Below are 15,001 nucleotides of genomic sequence, written 5' to 3' on the forward strand. Positions count from 1 at the left end.
GAGAATTGTCGGCAATCGTAAGGGTGGCAGTTGGATGGTGTTGTGCTATGAAAGACTGCTGCGGGCGGGTGGGGCCCGGGTGAAAACGATCGATGCGGTAAGGGATGTCTGTGGGCGGGGGTCCTGATGGCCGTTCAAAAGGAAGGACACCGGGCTGTGAAACTCGAAGAGCCGCTGGCCGAGGACTACGATCTGGACATGCTTGAGGGTCGTCGAATGGGCCGTAGCGCTCTGTGACTTGCTGATGGCGCACTTCGGCTGGAGGGAGCCGCCATGCTCCAGAAAACCGGAGCTGGCGACCCCGTTGAGGGCGAGAACAACGAAGATCGTGGCGATCACCGCAATTCGCAGGGGTGTTCCCGAGAATTTTTTCAGCCCTGTTTGCATATGAGGACCATAGTACATAGTTGCCGGCTGATACAAGTTAAAGTTATGCGCCAACTCTGCGGAGCGTCCCGCGCAGTCCCCGGAGGGAGTCTCTCCGCCCGCGTGTGAGGCCGGTCCGGCAGTGGTTGCTGTTGAGCCAGTCCTGATGGCGCCAGGGCACGTTCTCCGGGGAAGCGGTCAGTGGTCGACTTGGGCGCGAGGGATTCCGGCCACGGCGGCACACCAGCCCAGCAGCCCGCAGGCCGCCATGGCAGCGGTCATCGGCACCGCAGTTCCGTTGTGGAGCATCCCAACCAGAGCCCCCGCGCTTGCCCCCAGGGTGTACTGGATCGTTCCCAGAAGCGCCGATGCACTCCCTGCCGCCTTGTCGAAGGGGGCCATGGCGAGGGCCGTCACGTTGGGATAGAGAAATCCGGTCATGCAGAGGCACACGAACAGAAGGACGACCTGGGCCGGGAAGCCGCCCACCCCCGTGAATCCCGCCACCGTGAGGAGCAGGGCCGCCGCTGCGTTGACGGTGAACGCGACGTTGAGAATCCGTTGGGCGCTGAAGCGTCGCAGGAGCCGGCGGTTCACCTGGGATGCGCCGATCAGGCCGAAGGCGTTGGCCCCGAAGAAAAGGCCGAACTGCTGGGGAGAGACGCCGTTCAGCTCGATGAAGACGAACGGGGAGCCTGAGATGTAGGAGAAGTTGACCCCGGCGACGCAGCCCAGGGCGATGGCATAGCGGAGGTAGCGGCGGTTGCGGAGCAGATGGCCGTAGATGGCGGCCATTTCGGCGACACCGCGCGTGCTCCGCCGTTCGGGCGGCAGCGACTCGGGAAGGCATGCCGCTGCCGCGGCGAGAGAGAGAATGCCGAAGATCCCCAGAAAACCGAAAATCCCCCGCCAGCCGGTGATCAGCAGGAGTTGTCCCCCCGCGATTGGGGCCAGGATCGGCGCGGCCCCCATGACCAGCATGAGAAGTGAAAACATCCTCGCCGCCTCGGCGGTGTCGTAGAGATCACGCACCACGGCGCGGGAGATCACCATGCCGGCCCCGCCTCCCAGCGCCATAACCACCCGCCAGAAGAGCAGCCCCTCCCCCGTGTGGACGGCGGCGCATCCGAAGGCTGCCGCCACATAGAGGGCCAGTCCCCCGAGGAGAGGGGTTCGCCTGCCCCACCGGTCGGCCAGCGGACCGTACACGAGCTGCCCCGCGGCCGAGCCGAACAGGAAGGCGGAGATGGAGAGCTGCACCGTTCCGAGTGGCACGCCGAGGTCCCGGGCGATCTGCGGGAAGGCGGGAAGGTACATGTCGATGGACATGGAGCTGAAAGCGGTCAGCGCACCCAGGATGAGGACCAGTCGCGCCAGTTCGCGCCGGGTCATGTCGGCCGGCTGGAACGCCGGGGCCGTGGAGGTTATTTCCATAGGGCAGGGTTCTCCGTTCCGCCAATGATGTTCATGCCGCACTATTGCTCCCGTTTCTTACAGGCTTACCAGCCAGAAGAGTGCCGGCAGCGACCCGAAGGAGCAGAGGATGCCGATCCCGACCAGTGCGATGGCGAGCTCCGCCTCCATTCCTGCAACCACTGCCAGGGCTCCGGCGGTTACCATCGGCGGCATGCCTGCCTCCACGACCGAAACACCTACCGCCAGGCCGTTCATGTCGACCAGGCGGCATGCCACCAGGACTGCCAGCGGAGCGGCGAGCATCTTGATACCGAGTCCGATGCCGACCGGCGCCGCGAGATGGGGGGGCAACCTCAGCCGGAGCTGCAGGCCGATGGCCGTCATCACCACCGGCACCAAGGGCAGTGCCAGGTAGTGGAGCGCAAGGGACAGTCCGTCCGGATAGGACCACGACTTGAGCGCGAGCCCGGCGGCCAAGGCCAGGGATGGCGGGAAGAGGAGCATCTTGCGGACCACGGCGGAAACGGACAGAGTTCCATCCTGGCCGTAGAGGGAAAGGATGAAGGAGCCGTAGGTGGCGAAGATCATCATGGTCCCTATCTGGTCGTAGACGATCAGGTGCGGCAGGCCGTCCGCGCCGAAGAAGGTCCGGATGATCGGCACCCCCAGAAAGGAGGTGTTTCCCAACGGAACGATCAGGAGCAGCACCCCCACGACGGGCCGCGGCCATTGCCAGATCTTCGCCCCGAGCAGCACCAGTCCCACGGAAAGCGCCAGCAGCGCCCAGGGGATGATCGCCGCCGTCACCGCGTCGCGAGTGAAGGCGATTTTGGGGGCGTTGAGGAGGATGAGCGCCGGCAGGCAGACGTTGATGGCGATCTTGTTGAGCACGAAGGGGGTATGTTCCGGCAGCGCCTTGAACCGCCGCAGGAGAATCCCCAGCGAAATGAAGGCTCCGATTATGAGAAAGTTGTGCATGGTTTCTCCCGGCACAGGCTATTCGGATCGCCCGTGCCCATCGTCATTTATACGCCCCGGTCCAATGTGCGACCTGGGAGTCGACCCATTAGCGCCGGCCTTCGGGTTCCGTGACGAATGGATGACCCCCCTTCGGTCAACCCGTGCCATCCGGCGTGAACGCCCGGTAGAAGCGACTGCATATATCTCCGGGGGAGGTGGGCGGCGAAGCTCCCGCCGCACAGGGTGAGGCATAAGGTATGAAATGCCCCGCACCTTGGTGAACTCTGTCCCTAGCGGTACCTGCCTTCCGTACGACATTGTCAGATATAATCAAGATAGCAGTGGTCGAAATATAAATAAAATATATTATAGTTATGAATTGCATAACTTATGTTTATTCAAGGGCCCGGCTATGGATATCCGCCAGTTGCAGTTTTTCGTCGCAATCGTCAGGTTCGGCAGCTTCACCAAGGCCGCGGAGCGGCTGCGCGTGGCTCAGCCGGCCGTGAGCATGGCCATGAAGAGGCTTGAGGAGGAGCTTGACCTTGTGCTCTTCAACCGGCAGGAGCGGAAAGTGTCTCTGACCGCCGAAGGCGAGATCTTTCTGCGGCATGCGGAGAAGATCCTGGAGGAAGTGGCGTCGACGGAAACGGAAATGGAGGAGTTGCGCGGTCTTGCCAAGGGCGAGGTGCGGGTGGGGATACCCCCCATGATGAGCGCCTACTTTTTTCCGCAGATCATCCGGGACTTCTCCAACCGCTATCCGGAGCTGCACCTGAGCGTGTCCGGCGAAGGAGCTTCAAAGATCCAGAAGATGATCCTCGATGGGGAACTCGACATGGGTGTCATTGCTGGCGCGAGTTTTCCCGACACGCTCGAGTTGCGGAGATTCCTGCGGGAAGAGGTGATCGTCTGCGTACCCAAGAACCACCACCTGGCGGAGATGGAACGTCTTCCGCTGCAGGAATTCGCCCGCCATCCCCTGATTTTCTACAAGGAAGGGTACTACCTGCGGGAGCTCGTTTTCGACGTCATGAGAGGGGCGGGGCTCAATCCGGCCATCAGGTTCGAGACCAATCTCTACACCCTGGTCAAGTCGCTCATCCGGAAAGGGATGGGCATTTCGGTTTTCTTGAGAATGGTGGTTGAGGAAGACGACGATCTGGAGGCGATTCCCCTGGACCCGCCCCTGTACCTGGATCTCCAGATCGCCTGGAAAAAATACGGTTATCTGTCGCGGGCAAACCGTGCGTTTGTTGATTTTCTGCTGGAGCAGAGCGCCAGGGCGCATCAACCGGTCGGCTCGTGTCCCGCGCGGTTGGTTCCTGCTGGTTGAAGATGGCTTCCCGCGTACACCCCTCTTGCCTTTTCGGCCCATTTCCTCTTTGGCCCGGCCCCTTGGTAGGCGGCCATCGACACGATGCGCGGCGCCGTGTTGTCGGCAGGCCTATGCTGGCTGGAGCGTTTCATGGTTCAGGCCTAAAGGAATACGCCGTGTGGCACAACGACAAATAATCAGATAATTCGGCCACGCCCCCCGGGTGATGCCGGACCGTGCCCGGAACGGCTGACTCTGTCCGATTTGAGATCCGGTCTTGTCCTCATGGGTGAAATGATGTTATGTTGTCATGACAACATAATGTTAACGCTGGAAAGGATGCCCGCGTGCTGGACCCGCACAGTCGCATGCCGTTGTATCATCAAATCGAGAGTCATCTCCGGGAGGTCATCAGGAGCGGCAAGTGGCAGGCCGGCGAAGCGATTCCTCCCGAAAGGCTGCTGATCGAGCAGTACGGGGTCAGCCGGATCACGATCCGCCAGGCCCTGGCAAATCTCGTGGCTGCCGGGCTGCTCTACCGGAAGCATGGGCGGGGGACTTTTGTGGCCGGCGCAAAAGAGCGGCCCATAACCGAGTCGCTGGCCAACCTGACGGGCCACCTGGAAGAGTTGCAGCTGCGCGGACTTGATCCCCGGGTCAGGGTGCTGGCGCTGGAGACCCGACCCATGATCGCCGAAGTGGCTGAGGCCCTGCAGCGAAGTCCCGGCGCCGAAGGGTGGTACCTGTACCGGATCGTCACTGTGGAGCAGCAGCCGCTCATGCTTTCGACCGTGTGGCTTCCCTGCGACCTTGGGGTAGAGCTGAACGAGGAACTCCTGAAACAGCACGGCATGGCCCTGCTGCTGACCCACAACGGCATCGCTCCTCTACGCGGCAGCCAGCGGATCGGCGCCATGAGTGCCGGACCGGAAGAGGCGCGCCTGCTGGGGGTGCGGGCCGGTGAAGCGGTCTTGCGTGTCAGCAGGGTCATCCACGGCGCTGCCGACCGTCCGCTCGTGTGGTTCAGGACGCTCTACCGCTCTGATCGCTACGAATACGAAGTCGAACTGAAGAGAGGCAGGCCGCACGCATGATCATGACCACGCTGGAAATATTCCTGATTGCAATAACGGCCGGCGTTGCCGGCGCCATCCTGGGCCTGGGCGGGGGAATCATCATCGTGCCGGCCCTGACCCTGCTGTTCGGCATACCGATACGCACAGCCGTGGCGGCATCGACGGTGTCCATCATTGCCACTTCGACCGGTGCGGCGGTGGCCTACCTGAACGACCGGCTGTCCAATGTGAGGGTCGCCATGTGGCTGGAGATGGGGACCGCCACCGGCGCGCTGACCGGGGCGCTGGTGGCCGGCTACCTCAACCAGCGCGTGCTGTTCCTGATGTTTGGCGTGCTGCTGGCCTATTCCGGCTACAACATGTTCAAGGCCCGCAAGGCCGAATTGCCGGGCGAGGTGCTGCCCGACAAGGTATCGCAGCGGCTGGGCCTTGCCGGCTCCTACCACGACCATGTCCTCAATGCCCGCGTTGACTACCAGGTGACCAGGAGCATTCTCGGCCTGATCATCATGTATTTTTCGGGTGCCGCGGCCGGCCTTATGGGAATCGGCGCCGGCATCTTCAAGGTGCCGGCAATGGACCAGGTGATGCGCATGCCGTTCAAAGCCTCGACCGCCACCTCCAACTTCATGATCGGGGTAACGGCGGCCTCCGGCGCGGTGGTCTACTTTGTCCGGGGCGACGTGAATCCGTTGATTACGGGGCCGGTGGTGCTGGGGGTCTTGCTGGGAGCGCTGGTGGGAGCCCGGCTGATGGTCAGGATGAAGACGACCACCATCCGCAAGCTCTTCATCCCGCTGATCATCTACACGGCCGTCATGATGATGTACAAGGGGGTCAGTCCGTGACAAGTCCGAACCAGCCGGAAAACGAGGGCGTTGTGCCGATAGAACTGATCCTGGCCCGTCTGCTGCGCATTGGTTCGATCATCGCCGCCATCCTGCTGGCAATCGGTATTGCGGCCACGCTGCTGACAGGGGCCGCCTATGCGCCCCGGTTCATCACGGCCGGCCTGGTCGTGCTCCTGGCGACGCCGATCATGCGGGTGCTGGTGGCCGGACTGGTCTTTTTCCGTGAGCGGGATTGGCTCTTTACCCTGTTCTGCCTGGTCGTGCTCTGTTCGCTCGCTGCGGGCGTCCTGCTCGGGCAGGTTGGATAGGGCACCGGTTTCAATACCATCAAAAAGGGGCCCGAAGGCCCCTTTTGCATTACTACTCGCGCCGCTTGGCTGCAAACGACATCACAGCCGTCGCATGTCTACTCCACCGTGACTGATTTCGCCAGGTTCCGCGGCTGGTCCACGTCGGTCCCCTTGAGGACCGCCACGTGGTAGGCCAGGAGCTGAAGCGGCACCGAGAGGATGATCGGGGCCAGTTCCTCGCCGTCGGTGGGCACCTCCAGGGTTACCTCGGCCTTTTTCGCAATCGCCTCGTCACCGGCGGAGCAGATGGCGATCACCCGTCCGCCCCGGGCGATGACCTCCTCCATGTTGGAGAGGACCTTTTCGTAGGTGCTGTTTTTCGGCACGAGAACCACCACCGGCATGTTCTCATCGATGAGGGCGATGGGGCCGTGCTTCATCTCGCCGGCCGGGTAGCCTTCGGCGTGGATGTAGGAAATCTCCTTGAGCTTCAGGGCGCCTTCCAGGGCGATGGGATAGTTCATGCCCCGCCCCAGGTAGAGGAAGTCGCGGGCATTCATGTAGCGCCGGGCGATCCGCTCCACCTGCTCGTTGGTCTCCAGGGCCTGCTCCAGGAGTGCCGGCACCTTGAGCAGGCCGCCGATCATGGTGCGTCCCTGCTCGCAGTCGATGGTGCCGACGGCCCGGCCAAGGCGGATGGTGAAGAGGTAGAGGGCCACCAGTTGGGTGACGAAGGCCTTGGTGGAAGCCACCCCGATCTCGGGTCCGGCATGGGTATAGAGCACGCCGTGGGCTTCCCGGGCGATGGAGGAATCCACCACGTTGCAGATGGCGGCGGTCATGGCGCCCCGGGCCTTGGCTTCCCGGAGGGCGGCCAGGGTGTCGGCGGTCTCGCCGGATTGGGAGATGACCAGCAGCAGCGTCTTCGAGTCGATGACCGGGTTGCGGTAGCGGAACTCGGAGGCGATGTCCACCTCTACCGGGATGCGGCAGTGCTCCTCCATGAGGAACTTGCCCACGAGTGCCGAATGCCAGGAGGTGCCGCAGGCAACGATGCAGATCCGGCCGATTCCCCGCAACTGCTCGTCGGCGAGCTTCATCTCCTCAAGCCGCACGTCCCCCTGCTCCTCCAGCAACCGGCCGGTGATGGTGTCCTGGACCGCCCGGGGCTGCTCGAAGATTTCCTTGAGCATGAAGTGCTTGTACCCACCCTTTTCAGCCATGAGGGGGGACCAGTCGATGTGGCGCGATTTTTTATCCAGGGGCGCGCCGGCCACGGTGGAAAAGGTGGGGTGGCCGTCCCGGAAGACAACTATCTCGCCGTCCTCCATGAAGACCATCTCCCGGGTGTGGGAGAGGATGGCGGGAATGTCCGAGGCGACGAAAAATTCCCCCTCGCCCAGGCCGACCACCATGGGGGAGCCCTGCTTGGCGGCGATGAGCACGCCGGGCTCCCGCTCGCAGAGGATGCAGAGGGCATAGGCGCCGCGGACCTCGGCCAGGGCCTCCCGAACCGCCCGCTCGAAGTCGCCCGTGCCCGCGAACTTGTCGTCGATCAGATGGGCGATGACTTCAGTGTCCGTGTCGCTGTTGAAAACCCGGCCGCTTGTCACGAGCCGTTGCTTCAGTTCCAGGTAGTTTTCGATGATGCCGTTGTGCACCACGATGATGGAGCCGGCCTGGTGGGGGTGGGCGTTGCGCTCCGAAGGGGGGCCGTGGGTCGCCCACCGGGTGTGGCCGATGCCGATGCGGCCCGCCAGGGGAGTGCTCTGGATGAGCCTCTCAAGGTTGATGAGTTTTCCTTCGCTGCGGCGCTTGTCCGCCTTCCCTTCCAGAAGGGTGCAGATTCCCGCCGAGTCGTAGCCCCGGTATTCGAGCCGCTTGAGCCCGTCGAGGATGATGGGGGTTGCTTCCTGAGCGCCGATATAGCCGACTATTCCGCACATAGATCAGGTCTCCGTTTGTATGGGGGGCTCAGTGGGGGCGCGTGTCAGCGATCCCCGCGTCATGATTACTGATCCCGTTTCCTGAGTTTCCAGCCTTCCTTGTTTATCTGCGGCGTCCGGGCTATGGCCAGCGAATCCGCTGGTACATCCCGGGTCACTGTGGTGCCTGCCGCGATGAGGGTGTTGCTGCCGATGGTGACCGGCGCCACGAACTGCACGTCGCTCCCGACGAAGACGTCGTCACCGATGACGGTCCGATGCTTGTTCACGCCGTCATAGTTACAGGTAATGGTGCCGCAGCCCACGTTCACGTTCCGGCCGATGGTGGCGTCCCCCAGGTAGGTCAGGTGGGATGCCTTGGACCCCTCTCCCATGACGATCTTCTTGGTTTCCACGAAGTTGCCGATCTTCACGTGGGCCCCGAGCTCGCTGCCGGGGCGCAGGTGGGCCATGGGGCCGATGGCGGCGTGGTCCATGACCGTGGAATCCTCCATGACGGTACCCGCTTTGATGACCACGTCGCTGCCGAGCCGGCAGCCCCGGATCACCGCCCGCGATTCCACCACGCAGCGGTCGCCCAGTTCGCTCCCCTTGATGATTGCGCCGGCCTCGATGGTGCACCCCTCGCCGACCCGGCAGCCGCCTGCGATCTGGACTCCCGGCTGAATCGTGGTGTCGGCGCCGATGACGACCCCCTGGTCGATGTAGGTGGCCGCCGGGTCAACCAGGGTGACGCCGTTCAGCATATGCTCCTCGGCGATTCGACGGCGGGCGTGCCGGGCTGCCTCGGCCAGCTGGACCCGGTCGTTGATCCCCATGACCTCCACCGGATCGGCCACCGGATGGGCGGTGCAGCGCAGACCCCGGTCATTGGCCATGGTGATGATATCGGTAAGGTAATATTCCCCCTGGGCGTTATCGTTGCCGATCCGCTTCACCGCATCGAAGAGAAAGGATGCCTCGGCGCAGTAAATGCCGGCGTTCACCTCGGTGCGGCTCCGCTCGTCGGGGGTCGCATCCTTTTCCTCCACGATCCGGATGACCCTGCCGTCGAAGCCGCGGATGATGCGCCCATAACCGTGGGGATTTTCCTGACGGGCCGTGAGTACGGTGAGGACCGCCCCGGTCGCCTCGTGGGCCGTCACCATGGCCCGCAGAGTCTCGGTGCGGATGAGGGGGACATCGCCGCAGAGAATGAGAACTTTTCCGCTGAAGCCGGACAGATCCCCGGCGGCGCAGGCAACGGCGTGCCCGGTGCCGAGCTGCTCCTCCTGCACGGCCAGGGTGATGTCGGCATCGTTGGAGAAATGCTCGCGAAGACGCTCGGCCTGGTGGCCGACCACGGCAACGATGCGTCCCGCGCCGGCCTGTCGGGCCACTGCCACCGGCCATGCCACCATCGGCGCGCCGGCCAGGGGGTGCATGACTTTCACGATCCCCGATTTCATCCTTGTCCCCTTGCCGGCGGCAAGGATGATTGCCGCAAGATTATCCATGGGTTCCTCCCGGACTGAAAGCGTCGGAAATAATTCGTATTCGAAAACAAGTAACGTTAAACGATGCCGAGGTTTCCAGTCAAGTGATTAACGTGGCGAAACCGCGAGCTTTCGCCTTTACACGGGATGGGTTCTAGAGTAGTCTTTTGCCGGAGAACCTATGGGAATACCTGAAGACATACACCTGTTCGAGCAGAGCCTCAATGAGCTCGTCATCAAGTACGAGCAGTACTTCCTCGGTATCGAGAAGCGGGAACCCCTGCGTCTGCGGGAAACGGTCGACCGGTTGGCGCGCAAGCACTCAGCCGTGAAGATCGTCAATACCATGCTCAACTTCAAGTATACCTCTCTTGTTTCCCGCTACGCCAGTTACCGCCAGTACTGGGACCGAATCCTCCGGCTCATGGAAGAAGGGAAGTACTCGCGGGACCGCTTCAGGATGGCGATCCACGAACGTTCATCACCGGAGGTGCGGCAGCATGAACCCCCGCCTCCCAAGGATGAGGCGGAAGAGCTCTATCGCCAGTTCGTGGAGGCTCGCCGTTCCTGCAACCTTTCCACGGACAAGGTCTCCCGCGATCAGGTCGCCGCGGCCATCGAACGCCAGAAGCCGGTCATCAAAGCCAAGTACGGCACCGACCAGGTGGAATTCCGTGTGGTGGTGGAAGACGGCGTGCCCAAGATCAAGGCCCGTCCCCGCCGCTGAAGCGCCTTGTCTTCTCTTTTTCGGAGTCTGACGTGAAGGTTGTCCTTGTCGCCATTCATCCCTATCCCTCGCCCCAGGCCGTTCCCCTCGCCAATGCCTGTCTTGCGGCATATCTTGCTACCGACGAGGAGCTGTCGGCCCGGGTGCGGGCCGTGTTGTGCGATTTTTTTACCGGCACGGCTGTCGGCACCTGCGTGGACGATATCCTTGCCAATGCCCCCGATGCCGTCGGGTTTTCCGTTTACCTCTGGAACCGGGACGACGCCCGTGCCGTGGCGGATGAGTTGCGGCGCCGCGCACCGGGTCTGACGCTCTTTGCCGGCGGCCCCGAAGCAACGGCCGATCCGGCGGGACTGCTCACCGGCTCTTCCTTTGATTTCCTCATCCAGGGCGAGGGGGAAATCCCTTTTCTCGATGTGATGGGGCGCCTTGAGATCGGTGAACCGGGCCGGGGAGCCGTGGGTACGGCCTGGCTTGACAACGACACGCTCAAGCACACGCCGGCTCGTCCGATCCGCCTTATTGATACCGCCCCATCGCCCCTGCTGACGGGGATTATCGATCCGTCCGGCTATCCCGGCATCCTCTGGCAGCTTGCCCGAGGCTGTGATTTCTCCTGCGAATACTGTTTTGACGACAAGGGAGAGCGCGGGGTGCGGCGCTACTCCCTGGAGCGGATCGACGCGGAGCTCGACGTGATCGTCCGCAGTGGCGTTCCTCAGGTGTTTGTCCTTGACTCTACCTTCAACCAGGATCGGGAACGGGCGAAAAAAGTCCTGAAGATGATTCGGGCCCGCGCCCGCCATGTCCATTTCCATTTCGAGGTCAGGAGCGAGTTCATCGACCGGGAGATGGCCAAGCTTTTCGCGGGGATTACCTGTTCCCTTCAGATCGGTCTCCAGAGCGCCGACCCGAAAATCCTGCGCAGAATCAGGCGCCATCTGGATCCCGACGACTTTCGCGAGCGGATTGGCCTGCTCAACGAAAGCGGGGCGATTTTCGGTTTCGACCTGATCTACGGGCTTCCCGGCGACTCCCTGGCTGCGTTCCGCCGCAGCCTCGACTTTGCCCTGGAGCTCTACCCGAATCACCTGGACATCTTTCCCCTGGCGATCCTTCCCGGCACCATCCTCGCCAACCGGGCGTCTTCGGAAGGCCTGGAGCACCTTACCGCGCCTCCCTATACCCTTACGGGATCCCCCACCTTTACCCCCTCGGACCTTGAGAGGGCTGCTCGCCTGGCCGAAGCCTGCGATATCTTCTATACCCGCGGAAAGGCCGTTGCCTGGTTCAACAGCGTGGCGTCGGCCCTGCGCCTGTCTCCCGCCGCCCTGCTCGACGAGTTTGCCGCCTGGCTCGATGATACCCGGCAGAAGGGGGAGCGCGGTACCGACCTGGGCGATCAGGATATCTGGCTCATGCAGCGGGAGTTTCTCGACCGGATTTTCCGCCGCCGCAAGCGGGCGGCGCTTCTTCCCCTGGCCCTCGATCTGGTGGACTACCATTACTACTTCGCGGCAGCACTGGTTGCGCCGCCGCCTCCTCTTCCAACCGACCGGGAACTGTCGGGCCGGGATCTGCTCGGAGCGGTCTTTTCCCTCGCGCCGACGGCCCGGCTTGCCCACTTCTCCTATGAAATCGTCGATATTCTCGAAGCGGGAGAGGTGGATCTGGCGGCATTCCGCGACTGCTTTGCCCCTTCCGGCTCTTGGGCGGTCATTTATCCCCGGGGAGGAGACGTTTACACGGAACCGCTTCTCGAATCATATGCGAAATTTCTGCAGGGGCTCGACGGTACCGGCCAGGCCGGCGCAGCAGCGTCCCGTGCCGGCCTGACCCGGGCCGAGGCACGGGAATTTCTCGATTTCGCCGCGGCAGAGGGGATCGTTGTCCTTGCGACTCAGGCGCAGTAGTTCAAGTGTGAGTTTGCCCTCTTCCCCGTTACGCTCTGTATAAAAAAATCATACAATTTTGTTGCTTTTTCTCGTTTGCGTGTATTAGTATCGCCGGGATTCAGAGCTGTTTCATTGAAGTACTCTTATACTTTAAAATACGGTTTTACGATAGCCGTTAACGCAAATTATCCCCCATGTAATTCCTGTTTGCTATGGCTGTCAATAATGCGCCCTGACTGGAAATGGGTTTGAGTATTAATGGGCGATACCGTGTTCTATTTGTGTGAATAGAATACACCAACAGAGGAGGAGTTATATATGTTGTCCACGTTTCTCCGGCTGTTCCCCGCGTTTCTGCTGTTCGTGACCCTCGCCGGCACGGCAGCGGCCGAGAGCGGCATGGCGATTGATCCCGCCACCTGTCTCGGCTGTCACAGCAACAAGATTTCGGCCGCGGCGTTCTCTGCCTCGGTACACGGCAAGAATGCCTGTACCAGCTGTCACGTGGAGATCACCGATCTGACCAAGCACATGAAGGGTGAGGTCAAGGTCGAAAAGGTGCGCTGCGAACGGTGCCACAAGAAGGAAAACGCCGAACACTACTCCAGTGTCCATGCCCAGAAAGATGTCAGGTGCGCTGACTGCCACACCGATATCCACACCCACTCCTACTGGAACAAGGATAAGCGCAAGGTCGTGGCCAAGTGTATCCAGTGCCACGATAAGGAGGCCGGTTACCGCAACTCGATCCACGGCAAGGGCGTCGCGGCCGGGAACATGGATTCGGCAGCCTGCAACGACTGCCACAACCTGCATGACATCAAACCGCTGGGTGATCCCAAGTCCAAGGAAAACAGAGAGTTCCATACCAAGGTGTGTCTGAAGTGTCACGCCGACGAGAAGATGATGGAGCGCAACAACGTCTTCACCGTCGCCGTCAAGACCTACATGGACAGCTACCACGGCAAGAACTACCGTCTCGGCTTCCCCGAGAAGGTCGCCGGCTGCGCCGACTGCCACACCGCCCACGGCGTGCTCCCGGCCAAGGATCCCAACTCCAGCGTTAATCCCCAGAACCTGGTCGCCACCTGCGCCAAGTGCCACCCGAAGGCGACCCCCCTCTTCACCAAGTTCTACTCCCACGGTGAGCTTGGCGATCGTGAGAAGTACCCGATCCTCTACTACACCTTCATCGCCATGACCGGCCTGCTCGTCAGCACCTTCGCCGTGTTCTGGATTCACACGCTGCTCTGGATGTTCCGCGGCTTCGTGGAAAACCGCGAGAAGCAACAGGCGCTCATTCACGGCCATGCCGAGCACCACATCCCCGATGGGCACAAGGTGTACCGCCGCTTCAAGCGTCGCCACATTTTCCTCCATCTCCTGGTCATCATCAGCTTCCTGATCCTGTCTCTCTCGGGTCTGCCGCTCAAGTTCAGCAGCCAGCACTGGGCGAAGTTCATGATGGATCACATCTTCGGGCACTCGGCCAATGCCGCGCTCGTTCACCGCATCGGTGCCGGCATCACCTTCGTCTACTTCGCGGGTGCTCTGCTCCTGTCCTTCCACTTCCTCTTCGTCCGGAAGGATATCAAGGGTAACTGGCTCCAGCGCATGTTCGGACCCGACTCTCTCATGCCCAACTTCCGCGACATCAAGGATGTGGCGGGGATGGTCCGCTGGTTCCTGTTCCGGGGGCCGAAGCCGACCTTCGAGCGCTGGACCTACTGGGAGAAATTCGACTTCATCGCGGTCTTCTGGGGTATGTTTGCCATCGGCGGCTCGGGCCTGATGCTCTGGTTCCCTGAGTTCTTCGGTAGCTTCCTGCCGGGCTGGATGTTCAACGTGGCCACCATCGTCCACTCCGACGAGGCGCTGCTTGCTACCGGCTTCATCTTCACGGTCCACTTCTTCAACACCCACGGCAGGCCCGAGAAGTTCCCGATGGACTTCGTCATCTTCAATGGTCAGATGCCGAAACATGAGTTCATCGAAGAGCGCGGCGACCAGTGGAAGCGCTATGAGGAACTCGGCATCACCGAGGAATTCGCCGCCAAGAAAACCAGTGGCGTCGTCTATGACTTCATCGTGAAAGGCTTTGGTTTCACCGCGGTAGTCATCGGCCTCACCCTGGTCGTGCTCATGCTGTACGCCTTCCTGAGCGGAGGCGCGCACTGATCTTTCAGTAGCGGCATCGCAGGAACGAAAAGGGGGAACCGGTCAGCCGGTTCCCCCTTTGCATTTGCGAAGTAACGCTGTGGAGCCCCCGCACTTTTCGCCAACATTAGGTATTCTGTTCAGATCCAACGATCTCAGGCGCCAAGGCACTGATGCCCTCGCACGGCGAATGAACTGGGACGGTTGCCGCGTCATTTTCTGGTGCCGGCTGCCAAGCCTGCGGGGGAATGCTCGGGGAATTGGATTGTGCTCAAGGAAGGAGCCCAGCCACTGTCGGGTCGGGCGGGGTATCAAGGAAGTGCAGCCGGCTGGGCGGCAGATGTCACGAAGCCGGCTGCATCTGGTGTATGTGCCGCATGTTGCGCCATCATGATGTGATGACGGTTCCAGAGATCCGGCGATGTTGTTCGCCGGCGAATCTCTTCGTGCATGGATGCGTTTAGCCTTATGCCGTCGCGAATTCTCATTGCCGCTTCAGCCACACCGGCAATCTGGTTGGCAAG

Annotated in this window: 12 protein-coding genes; 7 read left to right on the top strand and 5 right to left on the bottom strand. The window is 61.8% G+C overall.

Annotated elements, in window-relative coordinates:
- Positions 1–45: 45 nt before the first annotated feature.
- The 3 genes from GS_RS01305 to GS_RS01315 all read right to left on the bottom strand — a co-directional run bounded on the left by GS_RS01305 (position 46) and on the right by GS_RS01315 (position 2,760).
- A complete protein-coding gene (locus GS_RS01305; RefSeq protein ID WP_235044942.1) occupies positions 46–387 on the bottom strand; it encodes a hypothetical protein in 342 nt (113 codons plus the stop codon).
- A 177-nt stretch (positions 388–564) separates the two neighbouring features.
- Complete coding sequence (locus tag GS_RS01310; protein ID WP_010940937.1) at positions 565–1,800, bottom strand: multidrug effflux MFS transporter; 1,236 nt, start codon at positions 1,798–1,800, stop codon at positions 565–567.
- A 57-nt stretch (positions 1,801–1,857) separates the two neighbouring features.
- On the bottom strand, positions 1,858–2,760 hold the full coding sequence (locus GS_RS01315) for an AEC family transporter (protein ID WP_010940938.1): 903 nt from the start codon (positions 2,758–2,760) through the stop codon (positions 1,858–1,860).
- A 394-nt stretch (positions 2,761–3,154) separates the two neighbouring features.
- On the opposite strand from GS_RS01315, the gene GS_RS01320 reads away from it, so the two are divergent.
- From GS_RS01320 to GS_RS01335, 4 genes are all read left to right on the top strand, one after another.
- Positions 3,155–4,078: a LysR family transcriptional regulator gene (locus GS_RS01320; protein WP_010940939.1), complete on the top strand. Its 924-nt coding sequence runs from the start codon at positions 3,155–3,157 to the stop codon at positions 4,076–4,078.
- A 350-nt stretch (positions 4,079–4,428) separates the two neighbouring features.
- Positions 4,429–5,154, top strand: coding sequence for a GntR family transcriptional regulator (locus tag GS_RS01325; RefSeq protein WP_235044943.1), 726 nt, complete (start codon positions 4,429–4,431; stop codon positions 5,152–5,154).
- Positions 5,151–5,984, top strand: coding sequence for a sulfite exporter TauE/SafE family protein (locus tag GS_RS01330; RefSeq protein ID WP_010940941.1), 834 nt, complete (start codon positions 5,151–5,153; stop codon positions 5,982–5,984). Before GS_RS01325 ends, GS_RS01330 begins: the two co-directional genes overlap by 4 nt.
- Before the next feature lie 32 nt (positions 5,985–6,016).
- The gene (locus GS_RS01335) at positions 6,017–6,295 is read left to right on the top strand and encodes a DUF1634 domain-containing protein (protein WP_235044945.1); all 279 of its coding nucleotides are present in this window, start codon (positions 6,017–6,019) and stop codon (positions 6,293–6,295) included.
- 98 nt (positions 6,296–6,393) lie between these two features.
- On the opposite strand, the gene glmS is transcribed toward GS_RS01335, so the two are convergent.
- On the bottom strand, positions 6,394–8,223 hold the full coding sequence (gene glmS, locus GS_RS01340) for a glutamine--fructose-6-phosphate transaminase (isomerizing) (RefSeq protein ID WP_010940943.1): 1,830 nt from the start codon (positions 8,221–8,223) through the stop codon (positions 6,394–6,396).
- 65 nt (positions 8,224–8,288) lie between these two features.
- On the bottom strand, positions 8,289–9,719 hold the full coding sequence (locus GS_RS01345) for a bifunctional UDP-N-acetylglucosamine diphosphorylase/glucosamine-1-phosphate N-acetyltransferase GlmU (protein WP_010940944.1): 1,431 nt from the start codon (positions 9,717–9,719) through the stop codon (positions 8,289–8,291).
- Positions 9,720–9,879: 160 nt separating this feature from the next.
- Here GS_RS01345 and GS_RS01350 point away from each other — a divergent pair, with 160 nt between their 5' ends.
- The 3 genes from GS_RS01350 (at position 9,880) to GS_RS01360 (ending at position 14,498) form a co-directional block, all read left to right on the top strand.
- Complete coding sequence (locus GS_RS01350; RefSeq protein ID WP_010940945.1) at positions 9,880–10,425, top strand: MXAN_5187 C-terminal domain-containing protein; 546 nt, start codon at positions 9,880–9,882, stop codon at positions 10,423–10,425.
- 32 nt (positions 10,426–10,457) lie between these two features.
- Positions 10,458–12,338, top strand: coding sequence for a B12-binding domain-containing radical SAM protein (locus GS_RS01355; protein ID WP_010940946.1), 1,881 nt, complete (start codon positions 10,458–10,460; stop codon positions 12,336–12,338).
- 300 nt (positions 12,339–12,638) lie between these two features.
- The gene (locus GS_RS01360) at positions 12,639–14,498 is read left to right on the top strand and encodes a cytochrome c3 family protein (RefSeq protein WP_010940947.1); all 1,860 of its coding nucleotides are present in this window, start codon (positions 12,639–12,641) and stop codon (positions 14,496–14,498) included.
- Positions 14,499–15,001 lie beyond the last annotated feature (503 nt).

It is taken from the genome of Geobacter sulfurreducens PCA, from assembly GCF_000007985.2.
In the GTDB taxonomy this organism is placed as follows: domain Bacteria; phylum Desulfobacterota; class Desulfuromonadia; order Geobacterales; family Geobacteraceae; genus Geobacter; species Geobacter sulfurreducens.